The organism is Nocardia brevicatena NBRC 12119, from assembly GCF_000308495.1.
GTDB lineage: Bacteria > Actinomycetota > Actinomycetes > Mycobacteriales > Mycobacteriaceae > Nocardia > Nocardia brevicatena.
Genome location: NZ_BAFU01000072.1, coordinates 1 through 24,837 on the forward strand (window position 1 = coordinate 1; position 24,837 = coordinate 24,837).

27 protein-coding genes, 1 tRNA gene and 1 pseudogene are annotated in these 24,837 nt (G+C 65.7%); 14 read left to right on the top strand and 15 right to left on the bottom strand.

Annotation, left to right across the window (positions count from 1 at the left end):
- Window positions 1-886: RNA polymerase sigma-70 factor (locus ON20_RS20700; RefSeq protein WP_040837852.1), on the top strand; the 886-nt coding region annotated here is incomplete at its 5' end.
- Between the two features lie 194 nt (window positions 887-1,080).
- On the opposite strand, the gene ON20_RS20705 is transcribed toward ON20_RS20700, so the two are convergent.
- Window positions 1,081-2,013 carry an alpha/beta fold hydrolase gene (locus tag ON20_RS20705; protein ID WP_083865106.1) on the bottom strand — a complete coding sequence of 311 codons (933 nt, stop codon included), beginning with the start codon at window positions 2,011-2,013 and terminating at the stop codon, window positions 1,081-1,083.
- A gap of 113 nt (window positions 2,014-2,126) precedes the next feature.
- On the opposite strand from ON20_RS20705, the gene ON20_RS20710 reads away from it, so the two are divergent.
- Both ON20_RS20710 and ON20_RS20715 read left to right on the top strand, forming a co-directional pair.
- Entirely contained in the window at window positions 2,127-2,978 is an 852-nt protein-coding gene (locus ON20_RS20710) for an AraC family transcriptional regulator (protein ID WP_218002579.1), read from the top strand.
- Window positions 2,979-3,154: 176 nt separating this feature from the next.
- A pseudogene (locus ON20_RS20715) lies at window positions 3,155-3,367 on the top strand (MFS transporter); the annotation flags it as partial.
- A 175-nt stretch (window positions 3,368-3,542) separates the two neighbouring features.
- Here ON20_RS20715 and ON20_RS20720 read toward each other — a convergent pair.
- The 11 genes from ON20_RS20720 to ON20_RS36620 all read right to left on the bottom strand — a co-directional run bounded on the left by ON20_RS20720 (window position 3,543) and on the right by ON20_RS36620 (window position 10,769).
- Window positions 3,543-4,715, bottom strand: coding sequence for a phage tail tip lysozyme (locus ON20_RS20720; protein ID WP_040837855.1), 1,173 nt, complete (start codon window positions 4,713-4,715; stop codon window positions 3,543-3,545).
- Window positions 4,716-4,946: 231 nt separating this feature from the next.
- Window positions 4,947-5,360: a PIN domain-containing protein gene (locus ON20_RS20725; RefSeq protein WP_040837857.1), complete on the bottom strand. Its 414-nt coding sequence runs from the start codon at window positions 5,358-5,360 to the stop codon at window positions 4,947-4,949.
- Window positions 5,357-5,575 (bottom strand): type II toxin-antitoxin system VapB family antitoxin, encoded by a 219-nt coding sequence (locus tag ON20_RS20730; protein ID WP_040837858.1) that lies wholly within the window; start codon window positions 5,573-5,575, stop codon window positions 5,357-5,359. The genes ON20_RS20725 and ON20_RS20730 overlap by 4 nt, the downstream gene beginning before the upstream one ends.
- A gap of 523 nt (window positions 5,576-6,098) precedes the next feature.
- Window positions 6,099-6,515, bottom strand: coding sequence for a PIN domain nuclease (locus ON20_RS20740; RefSeq protein WP_040837859.1), 417 nt, complete (start codon window positions 6,513-6,515; stop codon window positions 6,099-6,101).
- Window positions 6,512-6,763, bottom strand: a complete 252-nt coding sequence (locus ON20_RS20745) for a type II toxin-antitoxin system VapB family antitoxin (RefSeq protein ID WP_040837861.1) — start codon at window positions 6,761-6,763, stop codon at window positions 6,512-6,514. The genes ON20_RS20740 and ON20_RS20745 overlap by 4 nt, the downstream gene beginning before the upstream one ends.
- A 218-nt stretch (window positions 6,764-6,981) precedes the next feature.
- Entirely contained in the window at window positions 6,982-7,368 is a 387-nt protein-coding gene (locus tag ON20_RS20750) for an Imm53 family immunity protein (RefSeq protein ID WP_040837863.1), read from the bottom strand.
- A complete protein-coding gene (locus ON20_RS20755; RefSeq protein WP_040837864.1) occupies window positions 7,368-7,583 on the bottom strand; it encodes a hypothetical protein in 216 nt (71 codons plus the stop codon). Before ON20_RS20755 ends, ON20_RS20750 begins: the two co-directional genes overlap by 1 nt.
- Before the next feature lie 302 nt (window positions 7,584-7,885).
- Window positions 7,886-8,725, bottom strand: a complete 840-nt coding sequence (locus ON20_RS36610) for a hypothetical protein (protein WP_157228924.1) — start codon at window positions 8,723-8,725, stop codon at window positions 7,886-7,888.
- A gap of 586 nt (window positions 8,726-9,311) precedes the next feature.
- Window positions 9,312-10,391, bottom strand: a complete 1,080-nt coding sequence (gene ychF / locus ON20_RS20760) for a redox-regulated ATPase YchF (protein WP_040837865.1) — start codon at window positions 10,389-10,391, stop codon at window positions 9,312-9,314.
- A 12-nt stretch (window positions 10,392-10,403) separates the two neighbouring features.
- Window positions 10,404-10,565, bottom strand: coding sequence for a hypothetical protein (locus ON20_RS36615; RefSeq protein ID WP_157228925.1), 162 nt, complete (start codon window positions 10,563-10,565; stop codon window positions 10,404-10,406).
- A gap of 30 nt (window positions 10,566-10,595) precedes the next feature.
- Complete coding sequence (locus tag ON20_RS36620; protein ID WP_157228926.1) at window positions 10,596-10,769, bottom strand: hypothetical protein; 174 nt, start codon at window positions 10,767-10,769, stop codon at window positions 10,596-10,598.
- A 118-nt stretch (window positions 10,770-10,887) separates the two neighbouring features.
- On the opposite strand from ON20_RS36620, the gene ON20_RS20765 reads away from it, so the two are divergent.
- Together ON20_RS20765 and ON20_RS20770 are read left to right on the top strand one after the other, a co-directional pair.
- Window positions 10,888-11,730 carry an AraC family transcriptional regulator gene (locus ON20_RS20765; protein WP_040837866.1) on the top strand — a complete coding sequence of 281 codons (843 nt, stop codon included), beginning with the start codon at window positions 10,888-10,890 and terminating at the stop codon, window positions 11,728-11,730.
- 4 nt (window positions 11,731-11,734) lie between these two features.
- On the top strand, window positions 11,735-12,163 hold the full coding sequence (locus tag ON20_RS20770; RefSeq protein WP_040837867.1) for a VOC family protein: 429 nt from the start codon (window positions 11,735-11,737) through the stop codon (window positions 12,161-12,163).
- 22 nt (window positions 12,164-12,185) lie between these two features.
- Here the strand turns inward: ON20_RS20770 and ON20_RS33330 are convergent, their stop codons facing one another.
- Window positions 12,186-12,692: a DUF1648 domain-containing protein gene (locus tag ON20_RS33330; RefSeq protein WP_157228927.1), complete on the bottom strand. Its 507-nt coding sequence runs from the start codon at window positions 12,690-12,692 to the stop codon at window positions 12,186-12,188.
- 371 nt (window positions 12,693-13,063) lie between these two features.
- Here ON20_RS33330 and ON20_RS20780 point away from each other — a divergent pair, with 371 nt between their 5' ends.
- Complete coding sequence (locus tag ON20_RS20780; RefSeq protein ID WP_040837869.1) at window positions 13,064-14,524, top strand: class I adenylate-forming enzyme family protein; 1,461 nt, start codon at window positions 13,064-13,066, stop codon at window positions 14,522-14,524.
- On the opposite strand, the gene ON20_RS20785 is transcribed toward ON20_RS20780, so the two are convergent.
- Entirely contained in the window at window positions 14,521-14,775 is a 255-nt protein-coding gene (locus ON20_RS20785) for an acyl carrier protein (RefSeq protein WP_051162965.1), read from the bottom strand. The genes ON20_RS20780 and ON20_RS20785 overlap by 4 nt on opposite strands.
- 82 nt (window positions 14,776-14,857) lie before the next feature.
- On the opposite strand from ON20_RS20785, the gene ON20_RS20790 reads away from it, so the two are divergent.
- Window positions 14,858-16,120, top strand: coding sequence for a hypothetical protein (locus tag ON20_RS20790; RefSeq protein WP_040837871.1), 1,263 nt, complete (start codon window positions 14,858-14,860; stop codon window positions 16,118-16,120).
- Window positions 16,121-16,347: 227 nt separating this feature from the next.
- Here the strand turns inward: ON20_RS20790 and menD are convergent, their stop codons facing one another.
- Window positions 16,348-17,991 (bottom strand): 2-succinyl-5-enolpyruvyl-6-hydroxy-3-cyclohexene-1-carboxylic-acid synthase, encoded by a 1,644-nt coding sequence (gene menD / locus ON20_RS20795; RefSeq protein ID WP_040837873.1) that lies wholly within the window; start codon window positions 17,989-17,991, stop codon window positions 16,348-16,350.
- Between the two features lie 194 nt (window positions 17,992-18,185).
- Between menD and ON20_RS20800 the strand changes: the two genes are divergently transcribed.
- From ON20_RS20800 to ON20_RS20830, 7 genes are all read left to right on the top strand, one after another.
- A tRNA-Lys gene (locus tag ON20_RS20800) sits at window positions 18,186-18,258 on the top strand.
- A gap of 216 nt (window positions 18,259-18,474) precedes the next feature.
- Complete coding sequence (locus ON20_RS20805; RefSeq protein ID WP_051162967.1) at window positions 18,475-19,563, top strand: DNA polymerase III subunit beta family protein; 1,089 nt, start codon at window positions 18,475-18,477, stop codon at window positions 19,561-19,563.
- Window positions 19,560-20,072: a hypothetical protein gene (locus ON20_RS20810; protein ID WP_040837874.1), complete on the top strand. Its 513-nt coding sequence runs from the start codon at window positions 19,560-19,562 to the stop codon at window positions 20,070-20,072. Before ON20_RS20805 ends, ON20_RS20810 begins: the two co-directional genes overlap by 4 nt.
- 136 nt (window positions 20,073-20,208) lie before the next feature.
- Window positions 20,209-22,473: a carbon starvation CstA family protein gene (locus ON20_RS20815; RefSeq protein ID WP_040837876.1), complete on the top strand. Its 2,265-nt coding sequence runs from the start codon at window positions 20,209-20,211 to the stop codon at window positions 22,471-22,473.
- Window positions 22,466-22,675: a YbdD/YjiX family protein gene (locus ON20_RS20820; RefSeq protein WP_245547360.1), complete on the top strand. Its 210-nt coding sequence runs from the start codon at window positions 22,466-22,468 to the stop codon at window positions 22,673-22,675. The genes ON20_RS20815 and ON20_RS20820 overlap by 8 nt, the downstream gene beginning before the upstream one ends.
- Before the next feature lie 74 nt (window positions 22,676-22,749).
- Window positions 22,750-24,234, top strand: coding sequence for an Ada metal-binding domain-containing protein (locus ON20_RS20825; protein ID WP_040837880.1), 1,485 nt, complete (start codon window positions 22,750-22,752; stop codon window positions 24,232-24,234).
- Window positions 24,234-24,776, top strand: coding sequence for a methylated-DNA--[protein]-cysteine S-methyltransferase (locus ON20_RS20830; protein ID WP_438803425.1), 543 nt, complete (start codon window positions 24,234-24,236; stop codon window positions 24,774-24,776). The genes ON20_RS20825 and ON20_RS20830 overlap by 1 nt, the downstream gene beginning before the upstream one ends.
- The last annotated feature ends 61 nt before the right edge of the window (window positions 24,777-24,837 follow it).

Sequence of the window (24,837 nt, forward strand, 5' to 3'; positions counted from 1 at the left end):
GGACCGCCGCCCCGACCTCGCCACCGAGGCATTCGTCACCCACCGCAACCTACTGTTCACCGTCGCCTACGAGATGCTCGGCTCGGCCGCCGACGCCGAGGATGTCCTGCAGGAGACCTGGTTGCGGTGGAGCGACGTCGACCTCGACACCGTGCGGGACCAGCGCGCATACCTGGTCCGGATCGCCACCCGCCAGGCACTGGGCCGGCTGCGTACGCTCGGCCGCCGCAAGGAGTCCTACGTCGGCCCCTGGCTACCCGAACCGCTGCTGACCACACCCGACGTGGCCGAGGACGTCGAACTGGCCGAGAACGTCTCGATGGCGATGCTGCTGGTGCTGGAGACGCTCGCCCCGACGGAGCGGGCGGTGTTCGTGCTCCGCGAGGTGTTCGATCTGCCCTACGACGAGATCGCCGAAGCCGTCGGCAAAACCCCGGCCGCGGTCCGCCAGATCGCTCACCGGGCCCGAACCCATGTCGCCGCACGCCGACCGCGCGGAGTGGTCTCCCAGGCCGAGACCCGAGGCGCGCTCGAGGCGTTCCAACGGGCGGTCGAGACCGGCGATATGCGGGAGCTGCTCGATATCCTCGCCCCGGATGTCGTCTTCCTGGGTGACGGTGGCGGAATCAAACAGGCGGTGCTGCGGCCCGTCGCCGGAGCCGACAAGGTGGCCCGCATACTGGCCGCCGGCCTGAGCACGATCGCGACCATGTCGCTGCAGCCGGCCCACGTCAACGGCTATCCCGCGCTGATTCTCCGATCCGACGGCGAAATCGACACGGTCATGGCGCTGCGCATCGACGACGGTCTCCTCACCGGCGTCTACGCCGTACGCAACCCCGAGAAGCTGTCACATATGCAGCGTGAAACCGCCCTGTGCCGCTGAATCAGGTCAGCGGAGGTGAGGCGCCGGAGTCGGTGATGTGCCGGCACCTCGGCCTCCATCCGGGGCAGCCCCTGCCGGACGAGGAGAGCGGTGAAGGATTCCGTGATTTCCTGGACCGCCTGGGGTCGCGCCCATGGCCGCCATCGGGCATGGGCGCCCCTCCCCTCGCCCAGGCGTCCTTCCTTCGCGTGTATTCAGTGATGTTCGGCGAAGTCGCGGATGAGGGTGCCGGTGGTGTCCGGCTCCTCGATCATCGGCGTGTGGCCACAGTCGAGGGTCTCGATCCGAACGTGTGGGACTCGGCGGTAGTCCTGGAAGGAGGCCGGCTGCCATCGCCGATCCCGGGAGCCGTAGAGCACCATGACGGGCAGGCCGAGGTCGGCGAGTCGGTCCGGTACGGGCCGTTCCCGCAGGTAGGTATCCGATGCGTCCGATGTCGCGGTGAGGCTGCGATATGTCATGCCTCGGACGTCGGTGACGATCTGCTCGGGAACTTGGATCTCGCGGGCGAACGCGGTGCTCAGGGAGCTCCGAATGGCGGCGTCGGGCAGCAGCGGCCACAGGGGTTGTCCTATCGCCGGGATCATCAACACATTGCCGACCGGCCCGTTGTCGGTGAATGCGTCCGACCGGGGACCGGTGTCGACCAGCGCCACCGCTGTCACCAGGTCCTGGCGCTGTTCGGCCAGTGAGGTGGCCACGTAGCCGCCGGTGGAGTGCCCGACGACTATCGCGTGGCGCACGCCGAGTCGGTCTAGTACGGCCCCGACTCGGCGCGCCTGTTCGGCCATACCGTAACCACTGTCCGGTTTATCCGATTTGCCGTGACCGAGCAGGTCGATCCGCACCACGTACCTATTTCGCAATGCGGGCATCACCGGGTCCCACCATGCGGTCGATCCGGCCAACCCGTGCAACAGCACCAGCGCGCGTGTGTTGGGTGCACCGCTGGAGACAACGTGGATGTCTCCGTCCGGAAGATGCACCATGCGCTCCTGGGAATCGTTCGGCGTGGCGGTCGAGACACCTGTCGTGCCGCCCACGATCAGGGCGGCCAACACACCGACGATTATCCGCCCGATGTGTCGCCGCCGACTCGATATTGCGTCGGCGCCGGTCGCAACCATGGGTCCTCCTTCGGTCGATCTGCGATGACACCACCTTGCCGGGCGACCATGAGATATGTCTTGAAGAAATGTCGGCGTCCGCGGCCGATATGCGATACCCATACAATCGGTGCGTGGCCTGGGAGATCGCGCGACCATCGCGGACACCCGCACTGCGCGGAGTCGATATGGCCGGATTCCGTATTCACGGTGACGGCCCGGAGCAGCTGCGCGCCATCCCCCACCCGGCCGTCACGGTCATCGTCGAGTTCGGTGACCGTTGCTTCGATGTCCGCGACTCGACAGGCCGAAAGCACTCGGGCAGCCTGGCTCTCGGTCTCACCGGCAGCGCGGCCCCGGTGCGCGTCGAAGCCATCGAGTGTGTCCAGGTGCGCCTGTCGCCGGTCGTCGCGAACACCATCCTCGGATGTCCGCTTGCCGAGTTGGGCGAGGAAATCGTCGGTCTCGAGGACCTTTGGGGCCGCGACGTAACGCGGCTGCGTGAGCGCCTACACGATACGCACAGCTGGCAGGAACGATTCGCACTGGTGGATGCGATGCTGTCGGCGCGGTTCCGAGACGACCTCCGGGTCGACCCGGAGATTGCCTGGGCATGGCGCCAAATCACCGTCGGCCGGGGTCGGCTCCGAGTCGGGCACCTCGCCGCTCGACTCGGGTGGAGCCGCCAACGGCTGTGGTCGCGTTTCGGCACCCAGATCGGCCTGACACCCAAACGCGCCGCCATGCTGGTTCGTTTCGACCATGCCGTGCATCGGCTGGTCCGGGGGCATTCGCCTGCGCACGTGGCAGCCGACAGCGGTTACGCGGACCAGTCCCATCTCTACCGCGACGTCCGCGGCTTCACCGGCGCGCCCCTCACATCGGCGGTCGGCGAGCCATGGCTCGCCGTGGACGACAGGGCCTGGCCGTCGAGCACTGTCGGCCGAACGAGCGTTGCCGGCACCCGGACGCCACACCGGTCCTGAGCCGCCCCGGCCGTTCTCACGGAATGCCGTGTCGACGTCGCGACGGGCTGCCGGCCATCGGCAGCTCCATGCCGGCGGCCCGCCATCGATTGCCGGGAATCCCGCTCGGTCCACGACGCCGCTTCTCACCCCAGCCGTCGGCGGCGGGGTTTCCGAGGGTCTGCCAGGATGGCCGCATGAGAACCATGGCTCGGCCCGGCATGATCCCCGCCGGGACTCTGGTTCTGTTGACCGCGCTCTATTTCGCGCAGGGACTGCCGTACGGGTTCTTCACCCAGGCGCTGCCCGTGGTGCTCCGCGAATCCGGTTTCTCGCTGATCGAGATCAGCGCCACCGGAATCCTGTTCGCGCCGTGGGCACTGAAATTCCTGTGGGCGCCCTACGTGGACCACTGACGATCCCGGGCCTGGCCCATATCCGCGGCCGAGGCCGCGACCTGGGCGTGGAAGCGAAAACGTACCTGGGCACCGTTGTGGCCGGGTTTCCCACGGCGCCGGTCGGTCGCCGTCGGTACAGAGCAGATGCCACTGGTGCGGTCCTCGGTGCGCGCTAACATATCCGGCTTCAGACGGCGAGAGCCGTCTGGGACTGGTTCCACTCCTCCAGAAGGCCGGCTGCGTAACTGCGCCGCTTCTCGATCGTGCTTCCGGAGCTTTTCTCGTAATACCGGTCGAAGTACTCCGCCACCGCGCGGGGATCGTCCTTGGTCGCGTAGACAAGCTGTCTGCCCTGCATAATTTTTGGGTCTTTGCTGTGGTTCAGTTCATCGACCATGTAATCGACGTGAGTCCTCCAGTCGCCGAGACTCTCGCCTGGCTTTTTCGCGTAAGCCAGGAGATTATCCTGCCGGTCGAAACGCCATTGGAACAGGCCGCGGGCCGTTTCTCCGTCACCTGTTGCCCCGACCTTGAAACCTGACTCGAACTTCGCGTTGGCGACGATCCCCGCTGCCTGCGCCGGGGTGAAATGGTGTTCCTTGATGAGGTACTCCATCATGGCCTTGGCGGTGGGTATGTCTCCGGTGGGAATTATCGCGGTGCCCGTCGTATCCGAGACGGGGGTCCACGGGGTGTTTCCGCTGTACTCCGAGGGCGAGTACGACACCGGTTGAATGCCGCCGCCGTTGTTATTATGTGTGGGGGTAAATTTCGGCTCGTCCTCGCGGATTTTGATCGCCTCGGCCGCTACCCGGTCGGAAACACTGCTGACCTGGGTGTATGTCGTGTTCAACGTATCCCAGACACCTTCGAACAGACCGTCGACTATGTCTTTCGGCATCATCTTCTTGATATGGCCTTGCTCGTCCTTCACCGGCCGGCAGGTCTTCGGATCGATCACGGGCTGCAACGCACCGTAGGAGGCGGTTATCTTCTCGTTGAGTTCCCCCACCGAGGTGTCGATGGCATCGTAGGCATTCGTCACAGCCTTGCCGATCCCGGCGGTCCTCTTGACGATGCCATCGTCCTTGCGATGAATACCCGATATGACCTTCTCTACCCCCTTTTGGTGCTCGGTATATCGCTCGATCATTATCGATTGGTCCTCGGGTTGAGCGATCCCCTTATCGCGCAGCAACTTGTGCAGATCAGGGGCCTCGGACGGCTTTCCCGACCCCAGCTTGTCGATCTGGGTTTGGATAACCCCCTCGGCCAGGGTGAACAGAGCTTTCAGTCCCGGTGGCGCGCAAGGCGGAAGCTCCTTCAAATCGCCCAGCCGCTTGGTGCCCTTGGTGCTCATCGACGCCTCGCTTTCACCCGGGCAGACACCGTCGCCACATGTCGATTATCGGATGTTCCCGGACGTGGGAACGACTGTCGAGTCGAGGACAGTTGAGCACTTCGATGGTCGGTATCGCCCGAACACCGGACTCCTCGACGAGGTGGCCACCCCTATCCCTATCGAGCAGTCCGCGAACAGCAGGCTCAGACGTTGAAGCGGTACTCGACCACATTCCGGCACCAAGCAACGTCATGGCGAAGGTGCGATGTACTCGCACTGCAGGTCGGATACCCTCGCGATGTGCTCGAAGTCGTGGTCCGCGGCAAGCACCGTCGCATCGTTGACGATGGCGTAGCCGGCGATGAGGATGTCGAGCGAGCCGGCCGCACGGACGAGCCCCGCATTCCACAGTGCTGCCTGAATATCGAGCACGAGCGATTCGTCGGGCGCGTGCTCAAGCGGGAATCCGAGGGAAATCTGTTCTCGGTAGTGTGCGTACTTCTCGGGCGTCCGGGCGCTGTGGCAGAACTCGAGCACCTGCGGCGGGCAGGTGACGAATAGGTCGGCCGGCGCTCGCTCGATGCGCCGCAGCCGCGCAGTGATGCCCGCGTCTCCAGTGGCCAGCCTTGCCCAGACCGAATTGTCGACCAGGTAGTCGGTCACGCAGACTCGGACTCGCTCGGAGAGACCACCGGCGCGCCGAGCTCGCTCTCGAGGTCGGTCAGCCCTGCGATGCCGTCGATCATCGCGCCCTTCTGCTTCGAGGCGATGAGCCTGCGCAACGCGAGGTCAAGAACGGCTCGGTTCGATCGCTCGCCCGTGAGCGCCCTGGCACGCTCGATCAGCCGCGGATCCAGGTCGACGCTGGTAATCGCCATTATTTACCCCTTACGTTGGCTATATAACTGATTATATAGCCAACGGCGTCAGGAGACCACCCATTCGTGCCGGGGACTCCTGCTCGCGGGCGGACCGCGCTATCGGACGTTGAATCGGAACTCGACTAGACGTTGAACCTGAATTCCACCGCGTTCCGGCACCAAGCAATGTCATGGCGAAGGTGCGATGTACTCGCACTCCAGGTCGGATACCCTCGCGGTGTCTCGAAGTCGTGGTCCACGGCAAGCACGGTCGTATCGTTCACGATGGCGGAGCCGACGACGAGTACTAGGACTTGCTCCGAGAGAGCGTTGATGCGCCGAGCTCATTATCGAGGTCGGTCAGTCCTGCGATACCGCGGATCGTCGCGCCCTTCTGCTTCGAGGGGGATGAGCCGGCGCAACGCGAGGTCGAGGACGGCTCGTTCGACCGCTCGCCCGTCAGCGCTCCGGCACGCTCGAGGAGCTGCGGATCCATGCTTCGTGCCGCTGTGGACATGCGGAACGACTCGGTCGACGTCGCTCAGTCGGCGGTGCCGGGTTCGACGACCCATTCGGCTTGTAACCCGCTCACCGAGGAGATCATGTCGAAGTCGCCGTCGTAGTGCAGAACCGTGGCCCGGTGCCGCTCGGCCGTTGCCGCGATAAGGACGTCGGCCAGCGACAGTGCCCGGTGAAAACCGGCGTTCAATGCCAGCCCCTGGATCTCAAGCGCGCGCTCGAATTCCTCGTCATTACAGGGCAGGTAGTCGAAACCGCGGAGCAGGGTACGCAGGCGCAGCGCCTCGGGCTTGCCGCGCGCCGAGTACAGCACCTCATACTCGGTCGGGGCACACACCGCGAGGAGCCCCGCGTGGTCCAGCACATCCAGTCGCTGCCGCACTGCGGGCGTGCTCCGGCGGGCCAGCGCAGACTTGTCGATCAGGTAGCGCCCCTTCACGCCACCGAGGCTCCCTTTCCACGCTCGAGGGAGCCGTCCGGCTTTCGCGGCCCGGTCTGTGACCGGATCTCCGCGAACGCGTCCTCGAACTCACCCTCGTCGATGGCGTCGAAGAGCTCCCGACGTAGCCGCAGCTTCACCCCCTCCTCCATCGCCGCCCGTACTGCCGCCGCCTTGGTCGTCACCCCGTATACCCGCATCGCCTGCTCGACGATCTCCTCGTCCAGATCGATGACAGTCCTGGCCATTAGTCATCCCTCCTCAGCTCACCCCCTCATCCACGATATCAATTCGATCCATGAAATGATATCGCATAGCATCTAGCTTTCGTTCACCGACTGATCACCGCCACCAGCCTGAACCAGGTCGTCGCCTGATCTGTCGCGGGCGCCCGTAGAAGCCACTGCTCGGGACCCGACCAGCGTTCCGAAGCCAAATAACCTCTGCCCGCAACCTGCGGATGCCCCTACTCCCGGCTATCACTTGTCCAGGCGCGGAACAGCATGAGTGACTCGGTCAGGTTTTCCGGACCGCACGCGAGATGGAATGACCGCTCGTCGGTCCATGCGTGTACCCAGTCGTGCTCACCCCGAGCGACCTGTTTCCGGCGAAACTCCCGGTGCGCCGGCCCCGAGCCGACGGTGAACGGAGCGCCGGTGAGGGCAGCGCCGACAGGCCCGAGATCACAGATGATGGCATCGCCGGATAACAGTTCGCTGACCACCTCGACAATGATGTACTGGCGCCGGATGCGGTGGTAGTCGTCGGAACTGACGATCAGACACAGCATCCCACCGGGCAGGACCGAACCGGACCGGGCGTTCCTCACCTCGCCGAATCGGGGTGAGGCCATCAGCTAACGGTTCGACGCTGCGCGATCAGGCTCGCGGTCAGCGCGGACGCACGGTCAGGGGTGTACCCGGCGGCGTTCAGGGTGGCACTGTCGGCTGCGATTCGGCGCCGCAGGTCGTCACGGGGGACCCACTGAGCCAGGTACGCGGAGCGGTCCAGGTTCACCTCCGCCGCACGACGCGCGAGGATCTCCAGAGTCTCATCAAGTCTCATCATCGAACGATACCGATGTCTTCCGTCCAGCCATGCACATAAGCATACCGCCGATGGCGGTATGCTCACCGTGTGTAGCCGGTTATCCGCCCCGTGACCGGCGCTGTCCTGGTTGTCACCGTCCCCGCTGTCCGGCTGGTTATCCGCGGCACGGATTGGCCGAACAAGCCATTATTCTGAGCCCACATCGGGCAAGTGCCGGTAAGTTCGTTGAATACTGCCGGCTATCGCAGACGACGAGCCAGAGCATCCATCATCCACCACGCCGTACGGCGTAACCACTTCCGTCCATATGAGACGACCTCTTACCGTTCGACTACTACAGCCGTGCGGTTCAGAATTACCCAGTCCCCCACGCTACGGACATAGTAGGCGTCACACTCGCCTGTGACAGCGGCAAACCGCCCCTCGTCCCCCAGTACTTTTTTGCGCACTTTTAATTCCTCTGTCCTTCTGACTACTTCGCTATCCTGTGGAAACTTGCCCAGGCTCCGCAATTCTCTGTCGATGGCTCTCAACGCTTTTTGTTGCTTAGAACACAGCTTCGAGTAGGATATTATTCGAGCATCGGGTCGCAGCGCCATCCGGAGTATTCCACCCGGCCCCGCATAGTCCGATGCCACGGATCTATCTCTCGATGCGTAGGTTCCATTGCCGAATACTCCTAGTCCCGGAAAGAATCGACCCGACTTGAACTCCGTAATATGAGAATCGATCTGAACCCCTCGGAACAACTCGATGCCACCTGCGGCGACCACCTCGCGGATACCCTCCGGCCCGACTACCTTTGGCGGGCCATCGAATCCTTGTCGTTGGACGATATGCAGTAGCCCCCCATCACCCTGAAAATCGCCCGGAGCCCCGTAGATGGTCAAGTTGTGCAGCTCATGATAATCGAGATCATCGGTCAGATCACGGCCATGAACAATGTGACCTAATTCCGAAGAACCGGCAGCCCGTGGTCCGTCTCCATCGAAATCGAACCCGTCTTCAAGGTGCCGGTTGCGAGCGTCCTCGTGATCGAGAATTCGAGCTGATTCTTTTGCACCGCCGCTGGGCCCCTTGATTCCTTCCGATAGGACATTGCCGACCTTTTTGATAGCCCCATTCAATTTTTCTCGAGCAGCGGATATCGCTTCGATCACTTGTCTACTGATCACAATAATCTGTACCGCCTCGACCCGGATCCACCGGCCAGTGTATCGAGAGGGCGAGCATACAGAAAGAAGATGTTTGCTACCAGAACCTTGCCGCTGATGGCCGCACCTCGGATCGTGAGTCTCCCCAAGGTTCGTGTCAATGCCATTAACTTTGGCTGTTTGCCCAGGTCGATGTATGTAGTCGGCGCTTGTATGCTGTGTTATGAGAGTTGCTGTGCGGCAGTTGTTTTCAAGATACGGTGCCGGTTCGTGGCGCAGGTGGATGCAGCGGGCCGGTTGACCGATCGGACCGGGCTAGGTGTGGTCGATGAGGCGCCGGCCGAGACCGGGTGGACCGTGCAGCGGCGGGGTGGCTTCCCTCAGCCGCCGCTCCACATCCGGTATCCGCAGTCTGGACGGCTGCGCACAAGGCGTCGCCCCGGACCCCACCGCGCGCCGCGAAGGCAGGCACTCCCAGAGAGCTCGGGGACGCAAGATCCCATACGGCACGTAAGGTCCGCCCAGCCGAAATCCGATGGTAAGCCGGATCTAACCACCCGATCAAGGCGCTTTCCGCCGGACAGATGAACGATCAAATGCTAAACCTGAACCCGACTACGTCGCCGTCGGCCATAACATAGTCCTTGCCCTCCATCCGGACCTTCCCCGCCGCCTTCGCCGCGGCCATGGAACCGGCCTCGATCAGGTCGTCGTAGGCAACCACTTCGGCCTTGATGAAGCCGCGCTCGAAGTCGGTGTGGATGACGCCGGCTGCCTTCGGTGCGGTATCGCCCTGGTGGATGGTCCAGGCGCGGGCTTCCTTCGGACCGGCGGTGAGATAGGTTTGCAGGCCGAGCGTGTGGAAGCCGGCGCGAGCCAAAGCGTGCAGACCGGGCTCGGACTGGCCGATGGACTCCAGGAGCTCGGCCGCGGATTCGGCGTCGAGTTCGAGGAGTTCGGCCTCCACCTTGGCGTCGAGGAAGACCGCGTCGGCGGGCGCGACCGAGGCTTCGAGCTCGGTGATCTTTGCCTCGTCGCCGAGGACGGTTTCGTCGGCGTTGAACACGTAGAGGAACGGTTTGGTGGTGAGCAGCGACAGCTCTTTGAGCAGTTCGGTGTCGACCTCGCCGGCCGCGGCGAAAAGGGTGCGGCCCTCGTTGAGGATTTCCTGGGCCTTCTTGGCCGCCTCGGCGACGGGTTTGCGGTCCTTTTTGACCTTGGCTTCCTTCTCCAGGCGGACCACCGCCTTCTCCAGGGTCTGCAGGTCGGCGAGGATCAGTTCGGTTTCGATGATCTCGATATCGGCGGCCGGGTCGACCCGGCCGTCCACATGTACCACATCGTCGTCGGAGAAAACCCGGACGACCTGGCAGATGGCGTCGGCTTCGCGGATGTTGGCGAGGAATTTGTTGCCGAGCCCGGCGCCTTCGGAGGCGCCCTTGACGATGCCGGCGATATCGACGAACGAGACCGTGGCGGGCACGATGCGGGCGGAGCCGAAGATCCCCGCGAGCTCGTCCAGACGGGGGTCGGGCAGCGGGACCACCCCGACGTTCGGCTCGATGGTCGCGAACGGGTAGTTCGCGGCGAGTACGTCGTTGCGGGTCAGCGCGTTGAACAGCGTGGACTTTCCGACGTTGGGCAGGCCGACGATTCCGAGGGTGAGACTCACGAGGATAGAAGTCTACGCGCGCGACGGCTCGGCTCGGCCGGCGCCCGGGCCGCGCCTACCTGCGAGCGCACGCGGGCCCGCTCGTAGTCCGGCGGCGTATACCGCGAAGGCCGTCCGGTCGCCCGGGCGCTCGGTGATCTCCAGGAGTTCCCCGGCCCGTTCGTGCTGGACCATCCGGTCCACCGTACGCTGTTTGCGCGCCCGCTAACCCGTATACACGTGCTCGGTGAAGGATGCGGCGATCATGGGGTGCAGGGTCTGCAGCGTCACCGCTCGCGGGAGCACGATCAGAAAGCGGCGGTCTCCGAGGTAGCGCCGCAGCAAGGAGTCCGGATCCGGTGCGAGCACTGTTTTCCCGCTGGTCGATCGCATACGCACCCACAGGTTCCGGTCGCGACCTATACTTGCGACGTCATGAGAGTAATTTATTATCTTCTCTCAAGGCGGTCCGGGATTCCGAAAGATAACCGGCCGGGAGCCGGCGTAGCGTGACGCTATGAAGTCGACCTCGCAGGCGGTGGCGGCCCAACCGGCGCCGCCACTGGCCGCCTTCATCGACCGGTACATGGGCTACCACCTGTCCGGATTCGCACCGGGGCTACATCGCGGCCTTCCCTCCCGGCATATGACCTTCATCGTCGCCATCGGCCCGTCCATCGATGTGGTGACCCAGGCCGATACCCGCCAGGGACCGGACAGCTACCGCTGCGTCCTGAGCGGACTCCAGGACGGCCCGGCGCTGATCGCCCACCACGGCATCCAAGAAGGCGTCGGCATCGAACTCACCCCATTGGGCAGCCGCGCGCTGTTCGGTATGCCCGCGAGCGAACTGTGGAACACCTCGGTCGAGTTCGCCGAGGTGGCCGGGCCGATAGGACGACAGCTGTGGGAAGAACTGCACGAGCACAGCTCCTGGCCCGAACGCTTCGCCGCGTGCGACCGGGTGCTGACCCAACTCCTGGTCCCCGAGCGAACGGTCGCTCCCGAGCTCGCCTGGGCATGGCGGGCGGTGGTGGACTCCGACGGCGCGGTGGCGGTCGGTCCGCTCGCCGAACGCATCGGCTGGAGCCGGCAGCACCTGACCCGGCGGTTCAGCGTCGAATTCGGGTTGAGCCCGAAGCTCGCGGCACGGATCGCCCGGTTCGAGCGCGCCAAACGAATGCTGTCGCACACCCCGTCGTTCGTCTCCGTCGCCCAGGTCGCGGCGGCCTGCGGCTACTACGACCAGCCGCATCTGAACCGGGACTTCGCCCAGCTCGCCGGCTGCAGCCCGACGACCTGGCTGGCCGAGGAGCTTCCATCCGTACAAGACCCGGCCGGGGGCCGCGAGCGACACTGAGTTCATGACCGCAGTGAACGAAACATCCACGAAAACGACACCCGCCCCGACCGTCTGGCCCTGCCTGGCCTTCCGCGATGCCCGCGGCACCGCGGACTTCCTGGTCAAGGCATTCGGTTTCGAACTGACCGCCGTATACGCCCGGGACGACGATCCGTCGGTGGTCGAACACGGTGAGCTGCGTTGGCCACTCGGCGGCGGCGTCATGTTCGGGACGGCCGATAAGGCCACCGGCCTGCCCGACCGCCGCCAACCCGGCGCCGAATCCGTATACGTGGTCTGCAGCGACCCGGACGCCCTCTACGAACGGGCCACGGCGGCCGGCGCGGAAACGGTGCGCGGGCTTCGCGACGAGGACTACGGCTCGCGCGGATTCACCGTGGCCGACCCGGAAGGCAACCAGTGGAGTTTCGGAACATACCGGGGACACTGAGCCGGGACACCGGCCGGTCGGATCACACGGTCGGTGACTCGTCCGGTCGGTATCGCCGGAGCATCATCCACAGACCGTGACCGAGTATCACGACGACCGCTACCACGGTCCCGGCGATGCCGAACACCGGCATCCTCGGCTCGGCCTGTTCCGCGGCCCAGACCAGCGAGAACTCGACCACGGTCAGCAACCCCATGACAAGGGCGCCAACGGCGTGCAGATCCTGTCGAAGCATCCGCCGTGCCCGCGCCTCTCGTTCCGGAGTGGCGGTCCACCACTGTTTATGCGGCAGATTCACCCACTGCGAGGACAGCGATATCCGGACCGTCCACCACGCCACCGCCGCGAGCAGGACCGCCATGACAAGTCCGATCAGCGCCGAACCGGTCAGCACCTCGGCCCGGGTACCCCAACTGTCCACATCACCATCGGCTCCGAAATGCAAGGGCGCCCGCTCGGGTAGCGCGCTGACGGCCCATATCCAGGCCGCAGCGTAGGCCCCCGTGGACAGTAGAAAGAGAAAAAACACCACGTCAGTTTGCCATCGGTGGCGGTGATGATCGATAGGCCCGGGGGACTCGAACCCCGAATCCCCGGATCAAAGCTCCGTGTGATCATTCCGGCACCAAACCCTTGGACATATGTCAACTTTTCGCTGTCGCTCGCGGTGAGCTCGCTCGGTCAGCGCCAACATTGCTGCTGCGGCGTGATCCGGGCCTTTCGGCGGCACCCGGCTGTTCAATGGCAACCACGATAAGCTCGGTCCGAAACCGACAGAAGCCTTGATGTTCGATACCGGCATTCTCCGCCCGACCTACAGGCGTTATCGCCGACACCTTGTAGATGCCGCATCCCACTCCTATCCTTACGGGCAGAGGGGGCGGACCCCGCGGAGTAGAGATGATCTACGACAATCTGCTAGCGCTGACAGCTCAGGCACCGATCACCAGCGGATTGCGGCAGGGCGAAGTATTTACGCCCTACGCCGCTTTGGTCGAGCGGATCGACCGACTCGCCGCCGGCTTTATCGAACGCGGCATCGAGAGCGGCGATCCCGTTGCCCTGCTGATTCCGAACTCACCCGATCTTTTCGTGACCGCCTACGCGCTCTTCGCCATCGGCGCCATCGCGATGCCGATGGGCGAGACGGCCACGCGATCCGAACGCGCCACGCTCGCCCAGAAGACCGGACCCAAGGCCGTCGTCTCGACTCCCGGTCTCGCCGCTGCTGCCGAGATGCTGATCACGGATGCAGCCCCCGGCATTCCCTCGTTGCTGACGAGTACCTTGCCCGAAGGAAGCGCAACCACCCGGCTGCCGAAACTGCCGGGCGACACAATGGCGCTCTACCTCTTCTCGTCCGGCTCGACCGGGTTGCCCAAGGTGGTGCCGCACACCCATGCCGAGCTCATCGCCGACGGTGAACGAGCCAGCACAGCCTGGGACCTTCAGCCCGACGATATCGTCCTCAACATTCTGCCGGGCAACTTCTCGTTGGGCTTCATACTGGGCGCTACGGATGCCGTCGCCGGCGGTGCGACGACGCTCTACTGGAGCGATCCCCTGCCGCTGGTGCTTTCGCGCAAGAAGCTGCTCGACACCATGGTCCGCGAGCGCGTCACCGTCATGGGTGCCGTTCCGGCAATGTACGAAATCCTCGCCGGTCAGACCGGCAGTTTCGATCTCAGGCTGCGCCTGGCCTTCTCGGGCGGCGTCGCACTGAAGCGGCCGACCTTCGAAGCGGTGCGCGAGCGCCTCGGTATCACACTTCGTCAGGATTACGGCTCGGCCGAGGCGAGCATGGTCTCGCACAATAACTCCGCCGATCCCGATTCGAGCTGGGCCTCGGCGGGCAAGCCGGCGGGCGACGCCAGGGTCCGCATCGTTCCGTTCGACACCGAATTCGGACCGTCCGTCGGCGAAATGGAACTGAGATCATCCTCGCTCATGGGGGGCTATCTCGGCGACGCCGTGGCCAATGCTCAGGCGTTCGATGAGGGCTGGTTCAGGACCGGCGATCTTGCCTCGCTCGATGAAGAAGGTCGCATCTTCATCCGTGGCCGCAGCAAGCTGCTGATCGAGGTATCCGGCTACAAGATCGACCCTATCGAGGTGGAGGAGACGCTCATGACCTTGCCCGCCGTCGCCGAAGCCGCAGTGGCGGGTCTCCCGGACCGGCGCAACGGCAATCGGCTGATCGCGTTTGTCGTCAAAGGGGCGGATGTGTCGGCCGATGAGTTGATCCGCTATGCCCGCGAAAGGCTGTCGGTTCAGAAGGTCCCGGCCGAGATCGCGTTCATCGACGCACTGCCGCGGAGCCCGGCCGGCAAGGTGCTCCGCGCGCGACTGCGCGAACTTTAGTCGGGCGGAGCCGCTCGCTGCGAAACATAGGCTGCTATGTTCGCAGGCGATTCGAACAGGTCTGCCCGTATCTCCGTGTCAGGGATGCTGATCTCGAATCGCTCCTCGAGGAACCGCAGCAGTTCTACCAGTTTGATCGAGTCCAGCAGGCCGGCCTCGAGCAAAGGGGTCTCGCGCTTGACCGGCGCTCCGCCGGTTTCGGCCACCATGGCGGAGATATACTCGATTATCGGTTGTTCGATATCGCTCATCACTCGAGTTCCTTATGTAGTCGGCATACTGGCCAATTTCATCGCAATCCGAATTGGTACTCGAAAACCATGGGAGGACGGTTTGGGTGAAACGCGTCCGCTGGGCGAACGGGAACTACTGCTCAACCATATGATCGCCATACAGGTGCTGCATGTACGCGGCCGCCTCGATCCGGCGCTGGTGAAGCGTGCGCTCGCCTGGCTACAGGCTCAGCAGCCTATCCTCCGCGCTCATATCCGCTACGGCAAGGTTGTCTGGCGGCACCTGCCGCCCTTCTTCTACCGCCGGCCCTGGTTCGACACCGAGGGCACAACGGAGATCCCGTTGAAGGTGCTCGACGACACCGACCCAGACGCTTGGCGCAAGGTTTTTACCTCTGACATCCGCGCACTGATCCCGAAGGGCAATCATCCGCGCCTGCGGGTAACGCTGGTGCGGCAGTCGCCCGACGCCGACCTCAACCACATCGTCATCTGCGTCGACCACGCGACGCTCGACGCCCAGTCCGCCAACATGCTCGCTCACCGGCTTCTCGAATTCCTCGCCGATCCGGCCATGGCGCAACTGAAACCGCCGCTCCACACCACCCTGCCCCCGCCGATCGAGGCCGGACTGCCCAACAAGTCCGACAGTGGCAAGAAGACCACCTACACGCCGGCCATTCGGCTGCCCAAGCAGACGGTACCTGACCCGAAGAAAGAAACGCGCGTACTGGCGCGTCACCTCGAGCCCGTCATAACGGCAGCGCTCGAGGATGCCATCAAAGCCAACAGAACAACGCTCCACGGTGCGTTGACGGCAGCCTTCCTGCTTGCCATACGCGAGCGGTACGGGCTTGACGTCATGACCGTGTTGACCACGGTCGACCTCCGTCGTCTCAGTAAACTCGCGCTGCCGCACGAGACCTACGGTTGCTACGTCGACATCCTGCGTACCCAGCACTCGATAACCGACGACTTCTGGGCAACCGCACGTGACGCCTCGTTCAAGCTGATCGCCGCGCTGGCCAAGGACCACGAGTCCGCCTCGATCATGAAGCTTCCCGAATGGGAAGTGTATCGGCGCGAAGTCGGCCCAACGATCCGGAACAAACGGCGCATCGACGGACTTGCGGTTACCACGGCGGGCGAGTCCGGCCTTCAAGCCGGCTACGGCGCCTACACGCTCGAGGACGTCACCAGGGCCGTTTCGCTCGACGCGTTCGGCCCGTCACTGTTCGTGATCGCCAACGGGCGGCTTGGTGGCCTCGACCTCAGCGTCGGGTACGCGGCAATCGCGATGAGCGAGGATGAGGTGCGGTGGCTCACCGACAACGCGGTGGACCGGCTCGAAAGTGCTGGATAAGGACGCCGCGCCGATCGCAGCACGCCCCGCGTCGTGGACGAGGTTCCGGGGCCGACCTCGCCGAACAATCCATTCCGGCGTATCCGGACGCCGACACCGATATCGAATCGAGCAGGAGATCGGCGTCGCGGTCGACCGGGACGCCGTGGAGACCAACGCTGCCAACGTCGCCGAACAGCCCATCCCGGTACCACCGCGCCCATCCGGACACGGCGAAGTAGCTCGAATCAGGACGCGATCTTGGCGCGCACCGTCGCGTGCAGCTCGCGCAGGCGCGACCGGTCGGTGACCACCTCGAGCACCCGCGTGCCGTGTGCGTGCCCGGTCAACTCGACGACCAGCTGCTCCGGACCGACCTGGCTGTGCGGAATGCGGTAGGCGGCGCACAGCGCGGCAAGGTCCATGCCGTGCGGGGTGCCGAACACCCGCTCGAATACTCCGGCATATTGCGGATCACCCTGTTCCAGCAGCTCGAAGATGCCGCCGCCGTCGTCATTGGCGACCACGATGGTCAGATCGGCCGGGCGGGGTTCGCCGGGCCCGATCAGCAGGCCGGACGCGTCGTGAAGGAAGGTCAGATCACCCAGCAGCGCGACGGTGCGGCCGTGGTGGTGCAATGCCGCGCCGACAGCCGTGGACACGGTGCCGTCGATGCCCGCGACACCACGGTTGGACAGCACCGTGATACCCGGCCGCGGGTACGACACCAGGGCCGCGTCGCGCACCGGATTGGACGCGCCGAGTAGCAGCTGGTCGCCCTCGCGCAGCGAGTCCATCACCACCGCTGCAACATGCAGGCCGGTCGGCTTCGGCTGCACGGCGAGCTCGGCCCGGACAACCTCGGTCGCCCTCGCGCTGAGTTCACGGCAGTGCGCCAACCACTCCGGGCGCGATGCGCCGGTGACAATCGCCCGAGTGCCGGTGCCGACCACATTGCCGGAGACATCGAGCCAGCGCGGCCCGGTGGTGACCGCGTAGACGGTGACATTCGGATCGGCCAGCACCTTGGCCACCGGACGGTGCAGGGTCGGACGGCCGGTGATGATGACCTGGCGCGGCTTCAGCAGCGGCAGCGCCAATGGGTGCAGCGCGGGGCCGTGCATGGGGGCCGTGGGTTCGGCGACGGTTGGCAGCTCGGACAGTTCCGGCCGGAGCCCGGCACCGTGGCCGGAAATAACGACCGTATCAGGGGTCAAGTCGATGTCGAGCGGCACATCGAGCGTTACGTACTGGGTAGGCGTCCAGGCCCGTCCGCCCTCGCGTCCCTCGGGCGCGCACTCGCAGGGGGCCAGGTCGGGCACCAGCGGCTCGCGCAGCGGGATATCGAAGTGCACCGGGCCCGCGTTGCCGGAGCGGGTGCCGCAGGCCGCGGCGAGCACCCGGCAGACCGCCGAGCGCCACAGGCTGTTCTGGCGCCTGTACGACGCACAGTCGGCGGACGCGGACTCTTCGTCGGCGGGGTCGAGGCTGATGGTGGTGCGGACCTGACTGCCGAACAGACCGAGCTGCTCCACGGTCTGGTCGGCGCCGGAGCCGAGCATCTCGTAGAGCCGATTGGCGCTGAGCACCACCAGCGGCACCCGCGCGTAGTTGGCCTCCAGCACCGCGGGACCGAGGTTGGCCACCGCGGTCCCCGAGGTCATTACGACCGGTACCGGTAGCCCACTGGCTACCGCCAGCCCCACCGCGAGGAAGCCCGCGGTCCGTTCGTCGATGCGCATGTGCAGCCGCAGTCGGCCCACAGCATCCGCCGCCTGCACAGCGAAGGCCAGCGGCGCGTTCCGCGAGCCGGGACACAGAACAACGTCCCGGACGCCCCCACGCGCGAGTTCGTCGACGACCACCTGCGCCTGTGCTGTGGACGGGTCCACGACTCCAGCCTCTCAGAGAGCCACCTCGGCGTCCACGTCATTCCTCTGTCGTGGTCGCCCTGAAGCCCCCGCGTCCGCGGCGGGCGGTCAGGCACCGACGAATGCACGAAACTTGCATGGCCGTATGTGATCACGAAGCCGTCCGGCTTGATGCAGCTCAGGGCGCCGGACGTGCGGTAGGCTGACGAACCACGGCCCCTATAGCTCAGTTGGTAGAGCAGCTGACTTTTAATCAGTGGGTCCTGGGTTCGAGTCCTAGTGGGGGCACCTTCCCGGGTGCGGCCTGACGCACCATCGCCTGTCATCCGTGCCCGTGATCCGATCTCCACCCCGCTCCGCCCTACCCATCGAACCGGCGGCCCATGCCTTCACGTCATCTCCTCCGGCAACCGTTTTCCCCGACCGACCGGCACGGCTCCGACATGTGATCGGCCTGCCGCTTCGGCTTGACCTTCATGTTGCTCGAAGCTCGATGATGGGCGGGTGTCCGGTTCCGAGCTGATAACAATCGGTGCTTTCGCCCGCTCGAGCGGTCTGACCTCGAGCGCGCTGCGGTTCTACGCGGATTCGGGTCTGCTGTCGCCCGCCGAAGTCGACCAGGTCTCCGGGTACCGCTATTACGCCGTTGCCCAGGTCGACCGAGCGGTCACCATCCGGCGGCTGCGGGAGATCGGTATGCCGTTGGACGCGATCGCGCAGGTCCTCGACTCCGATGCCGCTACCGCGGCCGATCTGATCGACGGTCATGTGGCGGAGCTCGCAGGCCGCGCCCACCGGGCGCGGCGGACTGCCGAGGTTGTCAAGGCGGCTCTCGGTGAGCCGTCGGGGTGGCCGGTAGCGACGGTCAACGGGCCGGTTTTCGTCTCGGCGGTCGAGCAGATTCTCGCCGCCACCGTGCACGAACCGAGTCTCCCCGTATTGGGCGGGGTGCATCTCGAGGTGTCCCCCGAGTCGCTGACGCTCACCGCCACCGACCGCTATCGGTTGTCCACCCGCACGGTGGTTCCCGACGAACCGGGTCCGATCGAATGGGCCGCCACGGTCGACGGCGACGATCTGCGGTTCGCGCTCCCGGAAATCCGGCGTGGGCACTTCGTGCACCTGGAAGCGGACACTCACGGTGTCCGGTTCCGGACAACGGACGGCGCCGCGCCCACCTGCCGGATCCTGTCCGAGCCCTTCCCCGACCACCGGACGCTCCTGGCCTCCCTGCCCCCGGCCCGTACGCGTGTGGTGACCTCGAAGAACACGCTGACACGGGCCTTGGAAGTACAGCGCGAGCCCTACCTGCGGCTGCGCGTCTCGGACGGGTCGATCACCGTCTCGGCGCGGTGCACCGACGGACACACCCGTGTCCCGGCCGTGGTCACCGGCCCGGACACGGAGCTGACGTTCGGTTTCACCATCCTGCATCCGGCCGTGGGAACCGCTCTCGGCCCCGACGTGATGATCGATATCAGCGATGCCGCCCACCCGATCGTCATCCGGTCCGCGGACAACGGCGACCTCACCACCTTGGCCATGCCGGCCGACCCCGCCACCATCGATTCGGAGAACGGAGCACACGAATGACCGCCGACGGACAGGTCTCCCCCGACGCCACCATGAACGCCATCACCGATGCCGTCATGCTCGGGCACGGGGGTGACACCGATACCGCCCGGGCACGACTCCTCGCCCTGTGGGACGAGATCGGCGTGCTGGGCGACCCGCTGCACCGCTGTACTCTCGCGCATTACCTGGCCGATCTCTACGACGACCCCGCCCGGGCCCTCACGTGGGATATCCGCGCCCTCGACGCCGCCGACGCCGTCACCGAGGACCGGGTCCAACGCCACCACGCGAGCCTGCACATCGCCGGCTTCTACCCCTCCTTGCACCTGAACCTCGCCGACAACTATCGGCGCCTCGGTTCCTGGGATGCCGCGGGCGAACAGATCACCGCTGCCCGGCAGTGCATCCACGCTCTACCGGACGATGGATACGGAACCATGATCCGGCATGCTGTCGAGGAGGTCGCCGCTGCGATCGTGGACCGTTCCGCCGCGCGCCGGGGGAGCGCGCCGGGACCGGCGCGATAACGCTGACGACGGCCCCCGGCCGGACTCCCGGCACCTTCACGTCACCCTCTCGCTACCCGATCCCTGCCGGTGAAACGGACCGATCGGTTACGTTCATGTATACGCATGACCTTGCTCGCTTCACAGGAGTAGCCCGATGGCGACAATCGAACACCTGCGGACCGACCCCGACCTGCCGCCCGTCGGCGTGGTCGACCGGTCCCCGATAACTCCCGCCAAGAAGGCGCTCTTCGCCCTGATCGCGATACTCGGCGGCGTCGCATGGGCGGTTCTGGCCGTGGCGCGCGGCGAATCGGTGAACGCGGTGTGGATCGTGATCGCCGCGGTGTGCACCTACATCATCGCCTACCGGTTCTATGCGCGGCTCATCGAATACAAGGTGGTCAAACCGCGCGACGATATCGCAACGCCGGCGGAGATCCTGGACAACGGCAAGGACTTCATGCCGATGGACCGGCGGGTGCTCTTCGGGCATCATTTCGCGGCCATCGCGGGGGCGGGGCCGCTGGTGGGTCCGGTACTGGCGGCGCAGATGGGCTACCTGCCGGGCACGCTGTGGATCGTGCTCGGCGTGGTGTTCGCCGGGGCAGTGCAGGACTACCTGGTGCTGTGGGTGTCGATGAAACGGCGGGGGCGCAGTCTCGGGCAGATGGCGCGGGATGAACTGGGTGCCTTCGGCGGTATCGCGGCGATCATCGCCGTGCTGGTTATCATGGTGATCCTGTTGGCGGTGCTGGCGCTGGTGGTGGTGAACGCGCTGGCGCACAGCCCGTGGGGTGTGTTCTCCATCGGTATGACCATTCCGATCGCGCTGTTCATGGGCGTGTACCTGCGTTACCTGCGGCCGGGTACGGTCGGCGAGGTGTCGGTGATCGGGTTCGTGCTGCTGATCCTGGCGATCATCGCGGGCGGCCGGGTCTCGGAGAACGAGACGTGGGCGGGCTGGTTCACCTTCCATCCGGTGGCCATCTCCTGGATGCTGATCGCCTACGGCTTCGTCGCGTCGGTACTGCCGGTGTGGCTGCTGCTGGCGCCGCGCGACTATCTGTCGACGTTCATGAAGGTCGGCACCATCGGGCTGCTGGCCGTCGGCATCCTGGTCACCCTGCCGACGCTGAAGGCGCCCGCGGTCTCGGACTTCGCCACCACCGGCACCGGCCCGGCGTTCGCGGGCAGCCTGTTCCCGTTCCTGTTCATCACCATCGCCTGCGGTGCGCTCTCCGGATTCCACGCGCTGGTCGCCTCGGGAACCACCCCGAAGCTGCTGGAGAAGGAATCGCATACCCGGATGATCGGGTACGGCGGGATGCTGATGGAGTCGTTCGTGGCGGTGATGGCGATCATCACCGCGTCGATCATCGACCAGCACCTGTACTTCGCCATGAACGCGCCCATCGGCGCGACAGGCGGCACGCCGGAAACGGCCGCCGCCTACACCAACGGCCTCGGCCTGTCCGGTCCGTCGGCGACCCCGGCCGATTTCGCCCGGGCCGCGGAAGCGGTCGGCGAGGAGAGCGTTATCTCCCGCACCGGCGGCGCGCCGACCCTGGCCGTGGGGATCTCCGAGGTGTTCGGCCAGTTCCTCGGCGGCGCGAGCATGAAGTCGTTCTGGTACCACTTCGCGATCATGTTCGAGGCGCTGTTCATCCTCACCACCATCGACGCGGGCACCCGGGTGGCACGGTTCATGCTGTCCGATTCGCTGGGTAACCTCGGTGGGCCGATGCGGCGGTTCAAGGAGCCGTCGTGGCGGGTGGGTGCGTGGATCTGCTCGGCGCTGATGGTGGCGGGCTGGGGGTCCATTCTGCTGATGGGCGTCACCGATCCGTTGGGCGGTATCAACGCGCTGTTCCCGCTGTTCGGGATCGCCAACCAGCTGTTGGCGGCGATCGCGCTGGTCGTGGTGTTGACCATTCTGGTGAAAAAGGGCCTCACCGGATGGACGTGGATTCCGGGGATCGGCCTCGTGTGGGACCTCATGGTGACGATGACGGCGTCGTGGCAGAAGATCTTCTCCGCCGATCCGTCGCTCGGGTACTGGAAACAGCACAGCATCTGCCGCGCGGCCCGCGACGCGGGCGAACTGTGTCTGACGGCGAAGACACCCGACGATGTGGACGCGGTGATCCGCAATACCTTCATTCAGGGCACGCTGTCGATCGTGTTCGCGGTACTGGTGCTGATCGTGGCGCTCACCGGCGCCGTCGTCTGCTACCGGGCCTGGCGCTCGGGCAGCGTGGGGACCACGGAATCGCCGGAGGAGCCGTCGAAGATCTTCGCCCCGAGCGGGTTCGTCGCCACCGCCGCGGAGCGGGAGGTGCAGCGGCAGTGGGACGAACTGATCGCCGAGGGGAAGGCGACGGTACCCGGCGAGGCGCGGGCCGAGGTGCACGGTGGTTGAGTTACACCGGCCTGCGGGGTTGCGCCGAGCCGCGCGGTCGGTGCTGTGGTGGTTCAACGGCGTTCTCGGGGGGCAGGACTACCAGCGGTATATCGCGCACATGCGGCGAGCGCACCCGGGCTCCCCGGTGGCGAGCGAACGGGAGTACTGGCGGGAGCGCTACGCCGAGGCGGAACGCAACCCGTCGAGCCGGTGCTGTTGACCGGGTAGACGTCCCCGCCACGATGTCCGATTTCCGCTGGCTTCGGGGGGCCGGCGGCTGACATCGTAGATGAGGTGACCACCACGGCACTGGACTTCGAACGCTGTTATCGTGCGGTATCCACCAGGGACTCCCGCTTCGACGGACAGTTCTTCACCGCCGTCCGGACCACGGGGATCTACTGTCGTCCGTCGTGTCCGGCGATCACGCCGAAACGCGCGAACGTCACGTTCCTCCCCACGGCGGCAGCCGCGCAGCAGGCCGGGTACCGGGCCTGCCGACGTTGTCTGCCCGACGCCGCACCCGGCTCGCCGCTGTGGAACACCCGCGCGGATCTGGCAGCCCGCGCCATGCGGTTGATCGGCGACGGCGTGATCGAGCGCGGCGGTGTTCCCGCGCTCGCCGCCACGCTCGGCTATTCCCAGCGGCAACTGGCCCGGGTTCTCACCAGCGAACTGGGAGCCGGACCGCTCGCCCTGGCCCGGGCGCACCGGGCACATACCGCGCGGCTGCTGATCCAGACCACCGGTATGCCGATGTCGGATATCGCGTTCGCGGCCGGATTCGCCAGTATCCGGCAGTTCAACGATACGGTCCGCGAGGTGTTCGCGATCAGTCCCACCGCCATGCGCGACGAGGCCCGGCGGGCGAACGGCCGCGCGATACCGAGCGGCAACGGCGTCCTGACGCTGCGGCTGCCCTACCGTGCTCCCCTGGACCGGCGCTGGCTGGAGTGGTTCCTGTCCGCGCATTCGGCACCGGGCACGGAGCTGTGGGAGGGCAACGCCTATCGGCGGAACCTGCGCACCCCGCACGGGCACGCGACGGTGCGGCTCGCCATCCGGGACGAATACGTCGGCGCCGAACTATCACTGCGCGATATGCGCGATCTTGCTCCGACGGTGGCACGGCTGCGGCATCTGCTCGACCTGGACGCCGATCCGGTCGGAATCGACGAGGCACTGGGGATCGGGTCCGCGGACGGACCGCCGTTCACTGCCGGTATCCGGGTGCCGGGCTGTGTCGACGGCGCGGAACTACTGTTGCGCACCATGATCGGCCAGCAGATCTCGGTATCGGCAGCCGTCACACATACCGCTCGGCTGGTCGCCGCGCTCGGCGACACCGTCGGCGGCCCGGTTCCGCGGCTGTTCCCGACGCCGGAGGTCATCGCCGAACGTGGCGCGGAGGTGTTGACCGGTCCCGCGCGGCGGGTCCGGGCGATCGTCGCCGCCGCGGCCGCGCTGGCCTCCGGGGATCTGGTGCTGCACTCGGCTCGCCCCGCCGACGATCTGCGTCGCGATCTGCTGGCACTCGACGGTGTGGGTCCGTGGACCGCCGACTATGTGACCATGCGGCTTCTGGCCGACCCCGACATCCTGCTGAACACCGATCTCGTCGTCCGACAGGGCGCCGCCCGACACGGTATCGACCTCACCGACACCCGGCGCTGGGCGCCGTGGCGTTCGTATCTGTCCATGCAGCTGTGGCAGTGCGAACTCACCGCCCGAGCCGTTCCCGCGGCGGCCGCCACCATAACGAAAGCGAGTAGCGAATAATGTCCGCTCCCAACGTATTCACCGCCATGACCACCGTAACCCCCTCTAGCACAGCAGATTTCGCGACGGTCGACACCCACATAGGACCGTTCACCGTGCTGGTGGACACCGACGGTGCGGTACTGGCCTCGGGTTGGACCGCCGACGCGGAACAGCTGCGCGGCCTGATCCACCCCACGCTCCGGCCGGATGATCTGCGCCCCAGGGAATCGCTCGGCGTGGTGACCGATGCCGTCGTGGACTACCACCGCGGTGATCTCACCGCCATCGATACCGTGCCGGTGCGCCAGCATTCCGGTGAATTCCTGCGACATGCCTGGGAAGTTCTGCGCACCGTCCCCGCCGGCTCACCCATGACCTACACCGCCTTCGCCGCCCACGCGGGGCGTCCGGCCGCCACCCGCGCCGCCGCCAATGCCTGTGCACGCAATGCGGCCGCGCTGTTCGTGCCGTGCCATCGGGTGGTACGCACCGACGGTTCGCTCGGCGGGTTCCGCTGGGGTCTGCCGGTCAAACGCCGACTGCTCGACCACGAAGCATGAGCAACCAACGGCCACAGTCCGCCTACAGACTGCCGCGCGGGACGATCCAACGCTGATTCGG

Bases quoted from the DNA above. Each gene is read 5' to 3' on its own strand.
- ON20_RS20705 (WP_083865106.1), bottom strand. From the start codon at position 2,013: ATGGTTGCGACCGGCGCCGACGCAATATCGAGTCGGCGGCGACACATC.
- ON20_RS20720 (WP_040837855.1), bottom strand. From the start codon at position 4,715: ATGAGCACCAAGGGCACCAAGCGGCTGGGCGATTTGAAGGAGCTTCCG.
- ON20_RS20730 (WP_040837858.1), bottom strand. From the start codon at position 5,575: ATGGCGATTACCAGCGTCGACCTGGATCCGCGGCTGATCGAGCGTGCC.
- ON20_RS20745 (WP_040837861.1), bottom strand. From the start codon at position 6,763: ATGGCCAGGACTGTCATCGATCTGGACGAGGAGATCGTCGAGCAGGCG.
- ON20_RS20750 (WP_040837863.1), bottom strand. From the start codon at position 7,368: ATGGCCTCACCCCGATTCGGCGAGGTGAGGAACGCCCGGTCCGGTTCG.
- ON20_RS20755 (WP_040837864.1), bottom strand. From the start codon at position 7,583: ATGATGAGACTTGATGAGACTCTGGAGATCCTCGCGCGTCGTGCGGCG.
- ON20_RS36615 (WP_157228925.1), bottom strand. From the start codon at position 10,565: ATGGTCCAGCACGAACGGGCCGGGGAACTCCTGGAGATCACCGAGCGC.
- ON20_RS20765 (WP_040837866.1), top strand. From the start codon at position 10,888: ATGAAGTCGACCTCGCAGGCGGTGGCGGCCCAACCGGCGCCGCCACTG.
- ON20_RS20770 (WP_040837867.1), top strand. From the start codon at position 11,735: ATGACCGCAGTGAACGAAACATCCACGAAAACGACACCCGCCCCGACC.
- ON20_RS20780 (WP_040837869.1), top strand. From the start codon at position 13,064: ATGATCTACGACAATCTGCTAGCGCTGACAGCTCAGGCACCGATCACC.
- ON20_RS20785 (WP_051162965.1), bottom strand. From the start codon at position 14,775: ATGAGCGATATCGAACAACCGATAATCGAGTATATCTCCGCCATGGTG.
- ON20_RS20810 (WP_040837874.1), top strand. From the start codon at position 19,560: ATGACCGCCGACGGACAGGTCTCCCCCGACGCCACCATGAACGCCATC.
- ON20_RS20815 (WP_040837876.1), top strand. From the start codon at position 20,209: ATGGCGACAATCGAACACCTGCGGACCGACCCCGACCTGCCGCCCGTC.
- ON20_RS20830 (WP_438803425.1), top strand. From the start codon at position 24,234: ATGTCCGCTCCCAACGTATTCACCGCCATGACCACCGTAACCCCCTCT.